The following is a 16,833-nucleotide window of genomic DNA, read 5'->3' as shown; positions in this document are numbered from 1 at the left end:
GCCCATGTCACGATCCGTGCTCGCGGCGATGGCCCGGCGGCTCGACCTGCCCGTCGAGCGGCTCGCGCTGCTCGAGGCCTACGACGACGCCGACCTCACCGTGCTCGACGACGCGATCAGCCTGGCGATCCGGGCCGAGGACCGCGCGGTCGCCGACGGACTGGAGCAGGCCGTGCGCTTCGTGCCGCGACCGCTCCGGGGCCGGGCGCGCGCGCTCGTGTTCGGGAGCGGCCGTGGCTGAGACCGCCGCTCCCGACGCACCCCGGGCGGCCAACGCCGCCACCCGGCTCGCCGCCCGCATCGAGCTCACGAAGCTGGCCCACGAGCTCGACCTCGGCCTGGACGAGGTCGCCTTCCTCGCCGACGCCGACCCCGACGAGCTCCGCCGGTTCCGCACGGACGTCGCCGAGCGGCTCTTCGCGCGCCACGCCGACCGGTTCGCGCGCATCGCGCACCTCAGCTCCCTCGTGCCGGTCGCGATCGCCGCCCGGGCGGCGCAGCACGCCGTCGGCCCCCTCGTCAGCGCCCGGATCGCCGGCTCGCTACCGCCCGCCGAGGCCGTGCGCCTCGCGCAGCGCCTGCCCGCCGACTTCCTGGCGGAGGTGTGCCTCACCCTCGACCCCGAACGCGTGCGCGGCATCGTCGCCGACCTCGACGTCGCGCTCGTGGCGCAGATCGGCCGGATCCTGCTGGAGCGCGGCGAGCACGTGGTGCTCGGGCGCTTCGTCTCCGTGGTGCCGACGGAGTCGGCGCTCGCCGTCGTCGAGGACGCCGACCCGGGCGACCTGCTCCGCGCGGCGCTCTTCGCCGACGACCGCTCGGTGCTCCCGGCCCTCGTGGACGGGCTCGACGACGAGGTGCTCGTCGCCGTCGTGGAGCACGCGCACGCCACCGACGCGCACGTCGACGCCCTCACCCTGGTGACGTCGCTCGACCCCGCCGAGCGCGTCCGCGTGGTCGCCCTCGTCGCCGGCCTCCCCGCCGACCGCGCCGCGGGCTTCCTGGCGGCCGTGGCGGAGATCGACGCCTGGCGCGAGCTGCTCCCCGCGCTCGCCCACCTGGACGACGGCGCGCTGGCCGCCCTCGTCAACGTGCCCGCCACGACGGACCCGGCCGTGCTCGACGCCGTGCTGCGCACCGGCCGTGACCTCGACCTCGCGCCCACGCTGCTGCGGGTGCTGCACGCGCTCGACGAGGAGCACCTCGCCGCGCTGCGCGACGCTCCGGGTCTCGGCGACCCCGCGGTGCGGGGCTGGCTGGAGCAGCACGACGACGGCGACGGGCGCCTGTCCGCCCTGCTGCAGGGATCGTGAGCGCACCCCCGCCCCTGCAGCGGGTCGCCGACCGCCTCGGGCTCCCGCCGGACGACCTGGCCTACCTCCGGCGGTTCGACGACGCCCAGCTGGAGGCGCTCGACACGGCGGTCGCCATGGCGCAGCACCGCGAGGACCTCGAGGTACGCCGCGGGATGCGCGACGCCGTACGCCTCGTCCCCGCGCCGCTGCGGCGCCGGGTCGCGGCGACGCTGTTCCCGCGCGGCGAGCCCACGGAGCCGTCCGCGACCAGCGGGACGCCCTCGTGAACGCCGGACGGTCGGTGGTCGAGGTCGCCAAGCTCAAGCACGCCCTGCAGGTGCCCGCCGACGCCACCGACCTCGACTTCCTGGCCGCCCTCGCGCCCGCCGACGTCACCCACCTGCGCCGCAGCGTCGACGCCGCCCGGCACGCCCGCCAGGCCGGACGGTTCGCCCGTCTGGCCGTCATCACCCGGTTCCTGCCGGTCGCCGTCGCGGCGAGGGCGGCCGAGGCGGCGCTCGGCCCCCTCGTCTCGGCGCGGACGGCGTCGGCGATGGAGCCCGAGGAGGCGTCCCGCCTGGCCGAGCGGATCTCGCCGGAGTTCCTCGCGGAGCTGACCGGCCACCTCGAGCCGACGCGGGCGACCGCGATCGTCGCGGGCCTGCCCGCCGACCTCCTCGTCGCCGTGGGACGGCGCATGCTCGCCAACGGCGACCACCTCACCCTCGGCGGCTTCGTGGGCGTCATGCCCGCCGACGCCAGCGTCGAGGTCGTCCGGGACGCCTCGGGCCTGGCGATCCTGGAGATCGCCGTGCACGCCGAGGACCCGGCGGCGCTCGACGAGGTGCTGGCCGGGCTGCCCGACGCCACGCTCGAGCGCGTGCTCGCGGCCGCTGGGGAGCACGACCGGGCCGACGAGGCCGTGCTGCTCATGGCGCTGCTGGGCCTCGAGGCCCGCGCGCGGCTGTTCGAGCTGCTGCCGCGGCTCGACCGGTTGCACCAGCGGCGGCTGGTGCGCGCCGTGGTGCGCCAGGCCGCGTGGGAGCACGTGCTGCCCGTGCTCTCCCGCATCAGCGCCGAGGCCCTCCACCACCTCGTGCGCCTGCCCGAGATCGCCGATCCCGACCTGCTGGCCGGTCTCGTGCACGACGATGGGTGAGTGACCGCTCCCCTCCCCCTCGGCACCGGCACCGCCACGGGCCAGCCCTCCCGCAGCCGGGCCCGCGACCTCGGCATCGACGCGGCGCGCGGCCTGGCCCTCGTGTCGATGTTCGTCGCGCACTTCGCGCCGACGAGCGGTCCCGGCGGGGTCCTCGACCTCAGCGAGTACCTCACCGCGCCGCTGTTCGCGTTCCTCATCGGGTGGGGCGCCCAGCTGGGCCGGGGCCGCCACGGCGAGGTCGTCGCAGTGCTCGTGCGGGCCGCGGCGCTCGTCGGGATCGGCCTCCTCCTCGAGCGCACCGACGCGCAGATCGTGGTCGTGCTCGTCTGGCTCGGGGCGCTGACGCTGCTCTGCCTCGTGCTCGTGCGGCTGCCCAGCCTCGCCCTGCTCGGCGTCGCGGTCGCGCTCTACGTGCTGGAGCCGCGGCTGCTGACGAGCACCTCGACCGCCCTCCGGGACTGGCGCTTCGAACGCCTGATGGCCGGCGAGACGGCCGACGGGCTCTACCCGCGGCTCCTCGAGCTCAGCGTCGCGGGACCCTACTACCGGCTCACCTCGATGCTCGTGGTCGCCTGCCTCGGCATCGTGCTCGCCCGGTACGCCGGCCGGCTCGTGACCGTCGCCAGCCTCGCGGGCTGCGGCCTGCTCGCCGCCGGGATGCTCGGTGCGCAGCGCGCCGGGACGCTCGACATGGCGCCGTACACGGGGACCCCGGCGGTGCTCACGTTCGAGGTGGTGCTCGTCGTGGCCGTCGTGCAGGCGGTGCGGCTGGCCGCGGCGTACGTCCCCGCGGCGGCGCGGCCCCTCGCCGACGCGGGCCGGGTGACGCTCACCGCCTACGCGGTGCAGGTCCTCGTCGCCCACCAGTGGGTGCAGGACCGCGAGCCCGGCTTCCGTGACGACTCCTGGGCGCTCATGGTCGCGATGATCGTGGGCTCCCTGGCGCTCGGGTGGGCCTGGCCGCGGCTCGTGCGGTGGGAGCCGTGGTCGCGCGGCCCGGTCGAGGGGCTCGAACGGGGCCTGGCCCGCGGCATCACCGCCGGTGTCGACCGCGTGCGGCGGTAGTCCCCACCCCGGGTACGCCGACGGCCCGTCCCCGCGGTGCGGGGACGGGCCGTCGGTCGACGGGCTCGGGAGGTCAGCCCTTGAGCAGGCTCCGGAGCACGAACTGCATGATGCCGCCGTTGCGGTAGTAGCTCGCCTCGCCCGGGGTGTCGATGCGCACGACGGCGTCGAACTCGACGTCGCCGGCCTTCACCTTGACGGTCTTCGGGGTGCGGCCCTCGTTGAGCTCGGTGATGCCGGTGATGGAGAAGGTCTCCTCGCCGGTCAGGCCGAGGCTCTCGGCGTTCTCGCCCTCGGGGAACTGCAGCGGGATGACGCCCATGCCGATGAGGTTGGAGCGGTGGATACGCTCGTAGCTCTCCGCGATGACCGCCTTGACGCCGAGCAGCGAGGTGCCCTTGGCCGCCCAGTCGCGGGACGAGCCCGAGCCGTACTCCTTGCCCGCCAGCACGACCAGCGGGATGCCGGCCTCCTGGTAGTTCACCGACGCGTCGTACACCGAGGTGACGGGGGCGTCGTCCTGGGTGAAGTCGCGGGTGACGCCGCCCTCGGTGCCGGGCGCGATCTGGTTGCGCAGGCGGATGTTGGCGAACGTGCCGCGGATCATGACCTCGTGGTTGCCGCGGCGCGAGCCGTAGGAGTTGAAGTCACGCTGCTGCACGCCGTGCTCGGTCAGGTAGAGACCCGCGGGCGAGTCCTTCTTGATCGAGCCGGCCGGGCTGATGTGGTCGGTCGTGACCGAGTCGCCCAGCTTGAGCAGCACCCGGGCGCCGTCGATGTCGGTGACCGGCGTCGGCTCGTCCGGCATGCCGTCGAAGTAGGGCGCCTTGCGCACGTACGTCGACGACTCGTCCCACGTGAAGGTGTCGCCCTCGGGAGTGGGCAGCGCGCGCCAGCGCTCGTCGCCCTTGAAGACGTCCGCGTAGGAGTCGGCGAACATCTCCGAGTTGATGGCGCCCCGGATCGTGTCCTCGACCTCGGCCGGCGAGGGCCAGATGTCCTTGAGGTAGACCGGGTTGCCGTCGGTGTCGTCGCCGAGCGAGTCGTTGAACAGGTCGACGTCCATGGAGCCGGCCAACGCGTAGGCGACGACCAGCGGCGGGGAGGCCAGGTAGTTCATCTTGATGTCGGGGCTGATGCGGCCCTCGAAGTTGCGGTTGCCGGAGAGCACCGAGACGACCGCGAGGTCGTTCTCGTTGACCGCGGCGGAGACCTCGGGGATGAGCGGACCCGAGTTGCCGATGCAGGTCACGCAGCCGTAGCCGACGAGGTTGAAGCCCAGCTTGTCGAGGTACGGCGTGAGGCCGGCCTTGTCGTAGTAGTCGCTGACGACCTGCGAGCCCGGGGCGAGCGTCGTCTTGACCCACGGCTTGCGCGACAGGCCCTTCTCGACGGCCTTCTTCGCCAGCAGCGCCGCGCCGATCATGACCGACGGGTTCGACGTGTTGGTGCAGGAGGTGATGGACGCGATGGTGACGGCGCCGTGGTCGAGCGTGAACTCGGTGCCGTCCTCCAGCGTGACCTTGACCGGCTTGCTGGGACGACCGCCGTCGGCCGGCGCGGCCGACAGGTAGTCGCGCGGCGGGGCCGCCTCGCCGTGGCCGTTGGACGTGACCGGGTCGGACGCCGGGAAGGTCTCGGCGACGGACTCGTCGTAGCCCTCCTCCTCGCCGTCCTCGTCGACGTACGACGCGAGCGCGCCGCGGAACGACTCCTTGGCCACCGACACCTCGACGCGGTCCTGCGGACGCTTCGGGCCGGCCAGCGAGGGGACGACGGTGGCGAGGTCGAGCTCGAGCTTCTCCGAGTAGCGCGGCTCGGCGTCGGGGTCAAGCCAGAGGCCCTGCTCCTTCGCGTACTTCTCCACGAGGGCGACCTGCTCGGCCGGGCGACCGGTGAGCTCGAGGTACTTCGTCGTCTCGCCGTCGATCGGGAAGACCGCGATGGTCGAGCCGAACTCGGGGCTCATGTTGCCGATCGTGGCGCGGTTGGCCAGCGGCAGGGCCGCGACACCCGGGCCGTAGAACTCGACGAACTTGCCGACCACGCCGTGCTTGCGCACCATCTCGGTGATCGTGAGCACGAGGTCGGTGGCGGTCGAGCCCTCGGGCAGCTCGCCCGACAGCTTGAAGCCGACGACGCGAGGGATGAGCATCGAGACCGGCTGGCCGAGCATCGCGGCCTCGGCCTCGATGCCGCCGACGCCCCAGCCGACGACGCCGATGCCGTTGACCATGGTGGTGTGGGAGTCGGTGCCGACGCACGTGTCGGGGTAGGCCAGCAGCTCGCCGTCGACCTCGCGGGTGAAGACGGTGCGCGCCAGGTGCTCGATGTTGACCTGGTGGACGATGCCGGTGCCCGGGGGGACGACCTTGAAGTCGTCGAACGCGCCCTGGCCCCAGCGCAGGAACTGGTAGCGCTCGCGGTTGCGCTCGTACTCGATCTCGACGTTGCGCTCGAACGCCTCGGGCGTGCCGAAGACGTCGGCCATCACGGAGTGGTCGATGACCATCTCGGCGGGCGCGAGCGGGTTGATCTTGGAGGCGTCGCCACCGAGCTCCGCCATGGCCTCGCGCATCGTGGCGAGGTCGACGATGCAGGGCACGCCGGTGAAGTCCTGCATGAGGACGCGCGCCGGCGTGAACTGGATCTCCTTGTCGGGCTGGGCCGTCTCGTCCCACCCCGCCAGAGCCTTGATGTCGTCGGCGGTGATGTTGGCGCCGTCCTCCGCGCGGAGGAGGTTCTCGAGCAGCACCTTCAGCGAGAAGGGCAGCGAGTCGACGTCGAGACCCTCGCCCTTCACCGCGTCGAGGCGGAAGATCTCGTAGGACGTGCCGTCCACGTCCAGGGTGCTCTTGGCACCGAAGCTGTTCTGACTTGCCACAGTCCGTCTCCTCGTCCGCTGGTTGGCCGCGCCCACCCATCTTGCCGCTGCATCCGGAACCGTTCCTAGGAAGGCTCGCCTTACCTGGGTGGCGTCCGGGCGTCACGACACGACGGTGGGCGTCGTCCGGTTTGTCTTGACGTCAAGATACACGATGTCGAGCAACAAATCCCGCGGTGCCGCGCGCACCTCTTCGCGTGTAACGCGGTGTCCGGGTCACTGTGCACGCGATCTACCCCTTCCACAGATGCCCGGACACCGCGTTACACGACCGGGAGCGCAGCGACCGACACCGGCGGACGCAGCAGCGCGACGCACTCGATGTGGTGGGTCATGGGGAACAGGTCGAACCCCCGCACCTCGACCAGCTCCCATCCCGCCGCCCGGAACGAACCGACGTCGCGTCCCAGCGCCGCGGGGTCGCACGCGACGTACGCCACCGCGCGCGGGGCGCGGCGCACGAGCTCCTCGACGACCGCACGCCCGGCGCCCTCGCGGGGCGGGTCGAGCACGACGAGGTCCGGCGCGGCCAGCGCGGGCAGCGTGGGGTCGCCGTCGGCGAGCACGGTCGCCACGTCCCCCCGCACGGCGCCCACCCGCCCGGGTGCCCCGCGCAGGTTGTCGACGGCGTGGGCCGACGCCGTCGCGTCCCCCTCGACGCTCAGCACGGCGCCGTCGGGCCCGAGCGCGTCCGCCAGGTAGCGCGCGAACAGGCCCACCCCGCCGTACAGGTCGAGGGCGGACTCCCCCGGCTGCGGCCGGAGCAGCTCGAGCACCGTCGCCACGAGGGTGCCGGGGGCACCGGGGTGCACCTGCCAGAAGCCGTCGGTGGCGACGGCGAAGCGGTGCTCGCCGGCCCCACCCACCGCGACCCGCTCGGTGGTCGTGCCGGGGTGCGGCTCCCGCGCGTCCGGGTGGGCGATGAGGCACTCCTCGACCGGCACGACGTCGTGCGACCGGTGGCGGCGCATCCCCCGCGTCGGTCCGGGGGCGTTCCCGGGCAGCGCGACGTACCGGACCCGGGTGCGCCAGCGCAGGCCGGCCAGCTGCTCCGGGAGGTCGCCCGCGACGGGCTGCACCTCGCCGTCCCAGGTGACGCCGGCGAGGCGCTGCAGCTGCTCGGCCACGACCGCGGTCTTGAGGGCGCGCTGGTGGGCGAGGTCCACGTGCTGGAAGTCGCAGCCACCGCACAGTCCCGGGCCGGCGACCGGGCAGGGGGCGACCACGCGGTGCGGGGAGGCCTCCCGGACCGCGACGACGTCGCCGCGCCAGAAGCGGTCGCCGTCGGAGCCCTCGGTGATCTCGAGGACGACGAGCTCGCCGGGGATGCCGTGGCGCACGAAGACGACCCGGGCCCGCTCCTCGCCCGCGACGGCCACGCGCGCGACGCAGTGGCCGCCGTGGGCGACGGGGCCGATCTCCGCGTCGTACCGCTCCCCCACGCGCGAGCGTCCGCGCGGTGCGCGGGTGCGGGTGCCGCGGCCGCGCTGCGGACCGGGACGGCGGCGGTCGGGACGCGTCATCGCTGCCTCGGGGGGCGGGGACGCACCCGGTCGGGCGCCTCCTCGCTGGTCACGCGACCACGGCGGAGGTCACCGGGGCGCACACGGGTGAGCTGGCGGTCCTCCCGCTCGAGCGCGACGGCCGACGACTGCAGCTGGAAGGGCACCGAGGTCACCATCACGCCGGGTGTGAAGAGCAGCCGGCCCTTGAGGCGCAGGGCGCTCTGGTTGTGGAGCAGCTGCTCCCACCAGCGGCCCACGACGTACTCCGGGATGTAGACCGCCACGACCCCGCGCGGGTTGGCCTGCCGGATCTCGACCGCGTAGTCGACGATCGGCTTGATGAGCTCGCGGTACGGCGAGTAGAGCACCTTGAGCGGCACGTCGATGCGGCGCTCGTCCCACGCCGCCAGGAGCCGATCGGTCTCCGCCGGGTCGGTCGAGACGCAGACCGCCTCGAGCACGTTGGGGCGCGAGGCCTTCGCGTAGGCCAGCGCCCGGAGCGTCGGCTTGTGGAGCTTGGAGACGAGCACGATCGCGTGGACGCGGGTGGGGAGCACCTTGTCGGTCTCCTCCGCCGCGATCTCCTTCGCCACGCGGTCGTAGTGGCGACGGATGGAGCGCATGACGAAGTACGCCGCGGTCATCGCCAGGATCGTGATCCAGGCGCCCTCGAGGAACTTGGTGAGCAGCACGACGACGAGCACCACGGCCGTGAACGCCAGGCCGATCGCGTTGATGAGCCGCGACCGCTGCATCGTGCGGCGCCGACCGGCGTCCTTCTCGGTCGCGAGGTGGCGCGTCCAGTGGCGGATCATGCCGAGCTGGCTCAGGTTGAACGACACGAAGACGCCGACGATGTAGAGCTGGATCAGCTTGGTGGTCTGCGCGTCGAACGCGACGATGAGCACGATCGCCATCACGGCGAGGAAGACGATGCCGTTGCTGTAGGCGAGCCGGTCGCCGCGCGAGCCGAGCGCCCGCGGGGCGAAGCCGTCCTTCGCCAGGATCGAGCCCAGCACCGGGAAGCCGTTGAACGCCGTGTTGGCGGCCAGCACGAGGATGACGCCGGTCATCGTCACGACGAAGTAGAAGCCCGGCGGGAAGTCGGCGAACAGCGCCCCGGCGATCTGCGCGATGACGGTGTGCTGGTCGTAGCCGTCGGGCATCGGGTCGCCCGCCGCCGTGCGGAGGCGGTCGAGCTCGTGCGGGTCGACGTAGCGGATGCCCATCTCCCGGGCCAGCAGGATGACCGACAGCATCATCGTCACCGCGATCATGCCGAGCATGAGCAGCGTGGAGGCCGCGTTGCGGCTCTTCGGCCTCTTGAAGGCGGGGACGCCGTTGGAGATCGCCTCGACGCCGGTCAGCGCGGCACAGCCCGAGGAGAAGGCCCGGGCCAGCAGGAAGACCATGGCGAACTGGGTCAGCGGGCCCTCGAAGCCCTCCCGCGGGACGACGTCGAGCGCGGCGCTCTCGACCTCGGGCAGGGTGCCCACGGCCCACCGGTAGCCGCCGTAGAGCGCCATGCCGATGATCGCGACCATGAAGAGGTACGTCGGCACGGCGAAGTAGCTGCCCGACTCCCGGATGCCCCGCAGGTTGAGCGCCATGAGGACGACGACGAGCGCGGAGGCGAAGAGCACCTCGTGGCCCGACAGGAACGGGATCGCCGCCGCGGCGTACTGCGAGCCCGACGAGATCGACACCGCCACCGTGAGCACGTAGTCGACGAGCAGGGCGCTCGCCACCGTCGTACCGGCCGCGGGGCCGAGGTTGACGCTCGCCACCTCGTAGTCGCCGCCACCGCTCGGGTAGGCGTGCACGGTCTGGCGGTAGGACGCGATGACCGCGGTCATCACCAGGGCGACGGCCACGCCGATCCACGGGGAGAAGACGTACGACGTCGTGCCCGCGATCGACAGCATGATGAAGACCTCGTCGGGCGCGTAGGCGACCGACGACAACGCGTCGCTGGCGAAGACCGGGAGCGCGATGCGCTTCGGGAGGAGAGTTTCCCCGAGCTGGGAGCTGCGGAGCTTGCGGCCCAGCAGGATCCGTTTCGAGGCGTCGGCAAGACCCACGAGGCGCGATCGTACGCGCACGGGACGGCGCGCGGGTGCTGGCGGCGGTGATCCCCCGCACGGACCGGTGCTGGGCTACCGTTCCGCACGTGCATGTCGTGATCATGGGCTGCGGCCGCGTCGGTTCCACGCTGGCGCGCAGCCTCGAGGACCGCAACCACACGGTGTCGATCATCGACGTCGCGTCGGAGGCGTTCCGACGGCTCGGACCCGAGTTCAACGGTGACAAGATCACCGGCGTCGGCTTCGACCGCAAGGTGCTGGTCAAGGCCGGCATCAAGCGCGCCGACGCCTTCGCCGCGGTCTCGAGCGGCGACAACTCCAACATCATCGCGGCCCGCGTCGCGCGCGAGTCGTTCGGGCTCGAGCAGGTCGTGGCCCGCATCTACGACCCCGGGCGCGCCGAGGTCTACCAGCGGCTCGGCATCACCACCGTCGCCACGGTCAAGTGGACGGCCGACCAGGTGCTGCGTCGGCTGCTGCCCGCCGGCGCCGAGCCCGACTTCCGTGACCCGTCCGGCACCATCCGCCTCGACCAGGTGCCGGCGCCCGCCGCGTGGGTCGGCCACCGCACCGTCGCGTTCCAGGAGCAGACGCGCACGCGCATCGCCTGGATGGACCGGCTCGGCGAGGGCGAGCTGCCCCACCGCGAGAGCGTCATCCAGGAGGGCGACCTCCTGCACCTGGTGATGCGCGAGGAGAACGCCGCGCACGCCTACCGCACCATCGACCGCGGCCCGGAGGAGAGCTGATGCGCGTCGCCATCGCCGGAGCGGGCGCCGTCGGGCGCTCCATCGCGGCCGAGCTGATCCAGAACGGCCACGAGGTGCTGCTCATCGACAAGGCCGCCGACGCGATCCGCCCGGAGCGCGTGGCGGAGGCCGAGTGGCTGCTCGCCGACTGCTGCGAGCTGTCCTCGCTCGAGGAGGCGCGGCTCGACAAGTGCGACGTCGTGATCGCCGCGACCGGCGACGACAAGGCCAACCTCGTGACGTCGCTGCTGGCGAAGACCGAGTTCGCGGTGCCGCGCACCGTCGGGCGGGTCAACCACCCCGACAACGAGTGGCTCTTCGGCGAGGCCTGGGGCGTCGACGTCAGCGTGTCGACGCCGCGCATCATGTCGGCCCTCGTCGAGGAGGCCGTGGCCGTCGGCGACCTCGTGCGGCTCTTCACCTTCCGCCAGGGCCAGGCGAACCTCGTGGAGCTGACGTTGCCCGAGGACTCGCCGTACGTCGGCACCCCGTCGGGGCTCGTGCCGTTCCCGGACAACTGCGCCCTCGTCACGATCCTGCGCGACGGCCAGGTCTACACGCCCGACGCCGAGCAGCCGCTCGAGGCGGGCGACGAGCTGCTGTTCGTCATCCCCACCGAGCTCGAGGACGACCTCGAGCGCCTCCTGGCGCCCTCGACCCACCCCTGAGGCGCGGCTCCCTGCCGCGCCGAGTTGTCACGTACGCCGCGACGAACGCGTCGTACGTGACAACTCGGCGAGGGATCAGGCCTCGGGCTCGGGCTTCGGCTCGGGCTTGGCGTCGACGCCGGCCTCCTTGCGCTGGGCCGGGGTGATCGGCGCCGGGGCCGCGGTCAGCGGGTCGAAGCCGCCGCCCGACTTCGGGAACGCGATGACCTCGCGGATCGAGTCGACGCCCGCCAGGAGCGCCACGATCCGGTCCCAGCCGAAGGCGATGCCGCCGTGCGGGGGCGCGCCGTACTTGAACGCCTCGAGCAGGAAGCCGAACTTCTCCTCGGCCTCCGCCTCGTCGAGACCCATCAGCGCGAACACGCGCTTCTGCACGTCCTCGCGGTGGATGCGGATCGAGCCGCCGCCGATCTCGTTGCCGTTGCAGACGATGTCGTACGCCCACGCCAGCGCGTTGCCGGGGTCGGCGTCGAAGCCCTCGGGGTCCTTCGGGGACGTGAACGCGTGGTGCACCGCGGTCCACGCGCCCGCACCGACGGCGACGTCGCCGCTCGCGACCGCGTCGGAGGCGGGCTCGAACAGCGGGGCGTCGACGACCCACAGGAAGCTCCACGCCGACTCGTCGATGAGGCCGCAGCGACGTCCGATCTCGAGGCGGGCGGCGCCGAGGAGCGCGCGCATCGGCTTCGTCGCACCGGCGCTGAAGAAGATGCAGTCGCCGGGGACGGCGCCGACGTGCGCGGCCAGGCCGGCCTTCTCGGTGTCGGACAGGTTCTTGGCGACGGGCCCGGTCAGCTCGCCGTCCTCCTGCACCAGCACGTAGGCGAGGCCCCGGGCACCGCGCTGCTTCGCCCACTCCTGCCACGCGTCGAGCTGCTTGCGGGGCTGCGAGGCGCCGCCGGGCATCACGACCGCGCCGACGTACTCCGCCTGGAACACGCGGAACGTCGTGTCCTTGAAGTAGTCGGTGCACTCGACGAGCTCCTGGCCCATGCGCAGGTCGGGCTTGTCGGAGCCGAACCGGGCCATCGCCTCGGCGTACGTCATCCGCGGCAGCGGCGTCGGCACCTCGTGACCGACGAGCGCCCACAGCGCGGTGAGGATCTCCTCGGCGAGGGCGATGACGTCCTCCTGCTCGACGAAGCTCATCTCGATGTCGAGCTGCGTGAACTCGGGCTGGCGGTCGGCCCGGAAGTCCTCGTCGCGGTAGCAGCGCGCGATCTGGTAGTACCGCTCCATCCCGGCGACCATCAGCAGCTGCTTGAACAGCTGCGGGCTCTGCGGCAGGGCGTACCAGCTGCCCGGCTGCAGGCGCGCCGGCACGAGGAAGTCGCGGGCACCCTCCGGCGTCGAGCGCGTGAGCGTCGGCGTCTCGACCTCGACGAACTGGTGCCCGGCCAGCACCTCGCGCGCGGCGCGGTTGACCTCGCTGCGCAGGCGCAGCGTGCGGCCCGGACCCGTACGGCGCAGGTCGAGGTAGCGGTGCCGCAGGCGCGCCTCCTCGCCGACGTCCACGTGGTCGTCGATCGGGAACGGCAGCGGCGCGGCGGCCGACAGCACCTCGACCTCGGTCGCGATGACCTCGATCTCGCCCGACGCCAGGTTGGCGTTGGCGTTGCCCTCCGGGCGCAGGGCGACCTCGCCGGTGACCTTCACGCAGTACTCGTTGCGGAGCCCGCCGGCGACCTCCTCGTCGCGCACGACGACCTGGGCCACGCCGCTCGACTCACGGAGGTCGAGGAACGCCACGCCACCGTGATCGCGCCGCTTGGCCACCCACCCGGCGAGGGTGACGGTCTGGCCGACGTGCTCGGGGCGCAGGGCCCCGGCGTCATGGGTGCGGATCACGAGCTTGTCTCCTCGGTGGTGGGGCTGACGACCTGCGGACGCAGGTCCTCGGTCGATGGTGTCCAGGCCGCCGGGTCGGCGTCCACCTGGTTTCCGTCGCGGATGTCCTTGACCTGGTGGGTCGGTGCGCCCTGCTCGTCGGCGCCGACGAACCAGACGTACGGGATGCCACGCCGGTCGGCGTGCTTGATCTGCTTGCCGAACTTGGCCGCCGTGGGGGCGACCTCGCAGGCGATGCCGCGGGCCCGGAGCGCGTCGGCGACGGCGTCGCTCGCCGGGCGGGTCGCCTCGTCGGTGAGCGCGACGAGCACGACGCTGGGCACGGAGCGGCTGCCCGTCAGGACGCCGCGGGACAGCAGCGGCACCAGCACGCGGGAGACGCCGAGCGAGATCCCGACGCCGGGGTACGTCGAGCGCCCGTCGGAGGCGAGCGCGTCGTACCGACCGCCCGAGCAGATGGAGCCCATCGACTCGTAGCCGTCGAGGCGCGTCTCGAACACGGTGCCCGTGTAGTAGTCGAGGCCCCGGGCGATCGACAGGTCGGCGGTGATCCGTACGTGCTCGTCGGCCAGGGGGGCGGCGCCGCGCACGAGGGTCGCGAGCTCGTCGAGCCCCTCGTCGAGCAGCTCGTGGGTCACGCCGAGGGCGCGCACCTGCGCGACGAAGGAGTCGTCGTCGGACCGGATGGTGGCGAGGCGGAGACAGGCCTCGGCCTGCTCGGGGGTCGCCCCGGCCTCCGCGACGAGCAGCTCGGCGACCTTCTCCGTCGGCAGCTTGTCGAGCTTGTCCACGAGGCGCATGACCTCGTCGACCTGCGTCAGGCCGAGGCCCAGGTAGAAGCCCTGGATGAGCTTGCGGTTGTTGACCTGCAGCCGGAAGCCCGGCAGACCGATGACGTCGGGGTGCGCGAGCCGGCGCAGCGCGTCGAGCATCACCTTGGTGACCTCGACGTCGTGGTGGAACGGCAGCGTGTCGCGGCCGATGACGTCGATGTCGGCCTGCGTGAACTCGCGGTAGCGCCCGTCCTGCGGCCGCTCGCCGCGCCACACCTTCTGGATCTGGTAGCGCCGGAACGGGAACTCCAGCTTCCCGGCGTTCTCCAGGACGTAGCGGGCGAACGGCACGGTCAGGTCGAAGTGCAGCCCGATGCCGGCGTCCGAGCCCGCCTCGTCGGCCTGCAGGCGCCGCAGCACGTACACCTCCTTCGAGGTGTCGCCCTTGCGCAGCAGCTGGTCCATCGGCTCGACGGCGCGGGTCTCGATGCCGGCGAAGCCGTGGAGCTCGAAGGTCTGGCGCAGGGTGTCGACGACGAGCTGCTCGACGACCCGCTGGGCGGGCAGCAGCTCGGGGAACCCGCTCAGCGGGGTGGGCTTGCTCATGGGGTGGGGATCTCCTGGGACGGTCGAGCGCTCAGAGGCCGCGGCGCACCGGCGGGGTGCCGTCGCCGTCGTCCTCGAGGAGGTCGAGCAGGTAGGGGTTCGTCGCGCGCTCGCGACCGATCGAGGTCTGCTCGCCGTGCCCGGGGAGCACGACGACGTCGTCGGCCAGCGGGAGCACCTTGCTCGCGAGGGTGCGCAGCATCGTCGGATGGTCGCCGCCGGGGAGGTCCGTGCGTCCGATGGAGCCCTTGAACAACAGGTCCCCCGCGAACATGACCTCCGAGATCTCCGGCTGGCCCGCGGCCGCGCCGTACGGCGTGCGGAAGGTGACGGAGCCGGCGGTGTGGCCCGGCGTGTGGTCGACGGTGAAGGTGAGGCCCGCCAGCTCGAGCGCCTGGCCGTCCGCGAGCTCCGCGACGTCGTCGGGCTCGACGAACTCGTGGCGACCGCCGAGCAGCATCGCGGCGCTCTCGCGGGAGATGCCGGCCATCGGGTCGCTCAGCAGGTGCCGGTCACGCGGGTGGATCCACGCCGTCGCGTCGTAGGCGCCCGCCACCGGCGTCACCGACCACATGTGGTCGATGTGTCCGTGGGTCAGCAGCACCGCGACGGGCTTGAGCCGGTTCTCGGCCACGACCTGCTCGACACCCGCGGCCGCGTCCTGGCCGGGATCGACCACGATGCACTCCGTGCCCTTGCCGGTCGCGACGACGTAGCAGTTCGTGCCCCACGAGCCTGCGGGGAATCCGGCGATGAACACCCGAGCACAGTACCGAGTGGGTTCGTGCCCCCGCACTTCGGCGCATCTGACTAGCATGGCCCCCGGTAGTCGCACGGACGGGCACACCCCCGACGCATGCGGCTGCGGCCAGCGGCCAGCGAGCGAAGAGGACGACCACGTGACGGGTCATGAGTGGGGACGGGTCGACGAGGACGGCACGGTCTACGTGCGCACCTCCGACGGGGAACGTGCCGTGGGGCAGTACCCGGAGGGCTCGCCCGCGGAGGCGCTGAAGTTCTTCACGGACCGGTACGACGCGTTGAAGTTCGAGGTCGACCTGCTGGAGCAGCGGATCTCGAGCGGCGCGGTCGGTCCCGAGGACGCAGCCGCCTCCGTGCAGAAGGTCCGCGCGGCCGTGACCGACGCCAACGCCGTCGGCGACCTCGCCGCGCTGCTGACGCGGCTCGACGCGCTCACCTCCACGATCGACGCCCAGCGCGAGGTGAAGAAGGCCGAGCGCGCCGAGAAGGTCGCCGCGGCCCGCGGCGAGAAGGAGCGGATCGCGAGCGCGGCCGAGGCCATCGCCGAGGGCGACGACTGGCGCAACGGCGCCAACCGCCTGCGCGACCTGCTCGAGGAGTGGAAAGCGCTCCCCCGCCTCGACCGCAGCTCCGACGACGCGCTGTGGCGGCGGTTCTCGGGCGCGCGGACGGCGTACACCCGCCGACGGAAGTCGCACTTCGCCCAGCTGAACGAGAAGCGCGAGGGCGCGCGCGCCGTCAAGGAGCGGCTCGTGGTCGAGGCCGAGGCGCTCGCGACCTCGACGGAGTGGGGTCCGACCGCCGGCCGCTACCGCGACCTCATGCGCGACTGGAAGGCCGCCGGGCCCGCCCCCCGCGACGTGGACGAGGCGCTGTGGCGTCGCTTCCGCGCCGCTCAGGACGCGTTCTTCGGCGCGCGCGACGCCGCCAACTCCGAGCTCGACGCCGAGTTCGCCGCCAACGCCGAGGTCAAGGAGCAGATCCTCGTCGAGGCCGAGGCCCTCGTGCCCGTGCAGGACCTCGAGGCCGCCAAGCGCACCTTCCGTGACCTCGCCGAGCGCTGGGACGCCGCGGGCAAGGTGCCGCGCGAGCGCATGAAGGACCTCGAGGGCCGGATGCGCCGCGTCGAGCAGGCGCTGCGCGGCGTGGAGGACGAGCAGTGGCGCCGCTCCGACCCGGAGAAGTCCGCCCGCGCCAACGACGTCATCACCAAGCTCGAGTCGGCGATCGCCGAGGTCGAGGCCGAGCTGGAGCAGGCCCGCGCCGCCGGCAACCAGAAGAAGGTCACCGAGCTCGAGGGCAACCTCGCCTCCCGCCAGATGTTCCTCGACGCCGCGCGCCGCGCGTCGGAGGACTTCGGCTGATCCGTCGGCACGTCGCACACGAGCCCGGCCCCGCACCCGTCCTGGGTGCGGGGCCGGGCCCGTCACGG

General features: G+C 72.8%; 14 protein-coding genes. 8 read left to right on the top strand and 6 right to left on the bottom strand.

Going from position 1 to position 16,833, the window contains the following annotated elements:
• Positions 1–4 precede the first annotated feature (4 nt).
• From PIR53_05940 to PIR53_05920, 5 genes are read left to right on the top strand one after another with little or no spacing between them, the layout of a single operon-like run.
• Complete coding sequence (locus tag PIR53_05940; protein ID WZH53534.1) at positions 5–241, top strand: hypothetical protein; 237 nt, start codon at positions 5–7, stop codon at positions 239–241.
• Positions 234–1,313 (top strand): hypothetical protein, encoded by a 1,080-nt coding sequence (locus PIR53_05935; protein WZH53533.1) that lies wholly within the window; start codon positions 234–236, stop codon positions 1,311–1,313. The genes PIR53_05940 and PIR53_05935 overlap by 8 nt, the downstream gene beginning before the upstream one ends.
• On the top strand, positions 1,310–1,582 hold the full coding sequence (locus PIR53_05930) for a hypothetical protein (protein ID WZH53532.1): 273 nt from the start codon (positions 1,310–1,312) through the stop codon (positions 1,580–1,582). The genes PIR53_05935 and PIR53_05930 overlap by 4 nt, the downstream gene beginning before the upstream one ends.
• On the top strand, positions 1,579–2,454 hold the full coding sequence (locus PIR53_05925) for a hypothetical protein (GenBank protein ID WZH53531.1): 876 nt from the start codon (positions 1,579–1,581) through the stop codon (positions 2,452–2,454). Before PIR53_05930 ends, PIR53_05925 begins: the two co-directional genes overlap by 4 nt.
• The gene (locus PIR53_05920) at positions 2,455–3,522 is read left to right on the top strand and encodes a hypothetical protein (GenBank protein ID WZH53530.1); all 1,068 of its coding nucleotides are present in this window, start codon (positions 2,455–2,457) and stop codon (positions 3,520–3,522) included.
• A gap of 73 nt (positions 3,523–3,595) precedes the next feature.
• Here PIR53_05920 and PIR53_05915 read toward each other — a convergent pair whose 3' ends face one another.
• The 3 genes from PIR53_05915 to PIR53_05905 all read right to left on the bottom strand — a co-directional run bounded on the left by PIR53_05915 (position 3,596) and on the right by PIR53_05905 (position 9,992).
• Entirely contained in the window at positions 3,596–6,406 is a 2,811-nt protein-coding gene (locus PIR53_05915) for an aconitate hydratase (GenBank protein WZH53529.1), read from the bottom strand.
• Positions 6,407–6,669: 263 nt separating this feature from the next.
• The gene (locus tag PIR53_05910; GenBank protein WZH53528.1) at positions 6,670–7,929 is read right to left on the bottom strand and encodes a class I SAM-dependent RNA methyltransferase; all 1,260 of its coding nucleotides are present in this window, start codon (positions 7,927–7,929) and stop codon (positions 6,670–6,672) included.
• Complete coding sequence (locus PIR53_05905) at positions 7,926–9,992, bottom strand: APC family permease (GenBank protein ID WZH53527.1); 2,067 nt, start codon at positions 9,990–9,992, stop codon at positions 7,926–7,928. The genes PIR53_05910 and PIR53_05905 overlap by 4 nt, the downstream gene beginning before the upstream one ends.
• A gap of 89 nt (positions 9,993–10,081) precedes the next feature.
• On the opposite strand from PIR53_05905, the gene PIR53_05900 reads away from it, so the two are divergent.
• Positions 10,082–10,744 (top strand): TrkA family potassium uptake protein, encoded by a 663-nt coding sequence (locus tag PIR53_05900; protein WZH53526.1) that lies wholly within the window; start codon positions 10,082–10,084, stop codon positions 10,742–10,744.
• Positions 10,744–11,412: a TrkA family potassium uptake protein gene (locus tag PIR53_05895; GenBank protein ID WZH53525.1), complete on the top strand. Its 669-nt coding sequence runs from the start codon at positions 10,744–10,746 to the stop codon at positions 11,410–11,412. The genes PIR53_05900 and PIR53_05895 overlap by 1 nt, the downstream gene beginning before the upstream one ends.
• A gap of 75 nt (positions 11,413–11,487) precedes the next feature.
• Here PIR53_05895 and aspS read toward each other — a convergent pair whose 3' ends face one another.
• Genes aspS through PIR53_05880 form a run of 3 tightly spaced genes read right to left on the bottom strand, consistent with a single transcriptional unit; the run spans position 11,488 to position 15,399 of the window.
• The gene (gene aspS, locus PIR53_05890) at positions 11,488–13,260 is read right to left on the bottom strand and encodes an aspartate--tRNA ligase (protein ID WZH53524.1); all 1,773 of its coding nucleotides are present in this window, start codon (positions 13,258–13,260) and stop codon (positions 11,488–11,490) included.
• Positions 13,257–14,639, bottom strand: coding sequence for a histidine--tRNA ligase (gene hisS, locus PIR53_05885; protein ID WZH53523.1), 1,383 nt, complete (start codon positions 14,637–14,639; stop codon positions 13,257–13,259). Before hisS ends, aspS begins: the two co-directional genes overlap by 4 nt.
• A gap of 31 nt (positions 14,640–14,670) precedes the next feature.
• On the bottom strand, positions 14,671–15,399 hold the full coding sequence (locus PIR53_05880; protein ID WZH53522.1) for an MBL fold metallo-hydrolase: 729 nt from the start codon (positions 15,397–15,399) through the stop codon (positions 14,671–14,673).
• 139 nt (positions 15,400–15,538) lie between these two features.
• Here PIR53_05880 and PIR53_05875 point away from each other — a divergent pair, with 139 nt between their 5' ends.
• Positions 15,539–16,765, top strand: a complete 1,227-nt coding sequence (locus tag PIR53_05875) for a DUF349 domain-containing protein (protein ID WZH53521.1) — start codon at positions 15,539–15,541, stop codon at positions 16,763–16,765.
• The last annotated feature ends 68 nt before the right edge of the window (positions 16,766–16,833 follow it).

The sequence above is a fragment of the Nocardioides alkalitolerans genome (assembly GCA_038184435.1).
GTDB classification, from domain to species: Bacteria; Actinomycetota; Actinomycetes; order Propionibacteriales; family Nocardioidaceae; genus Nocardioides; species Nocardioides alkalitolerans_A.
This window is presented reverse-complemented; position numbering and strand designations above follow the sequence as displayed.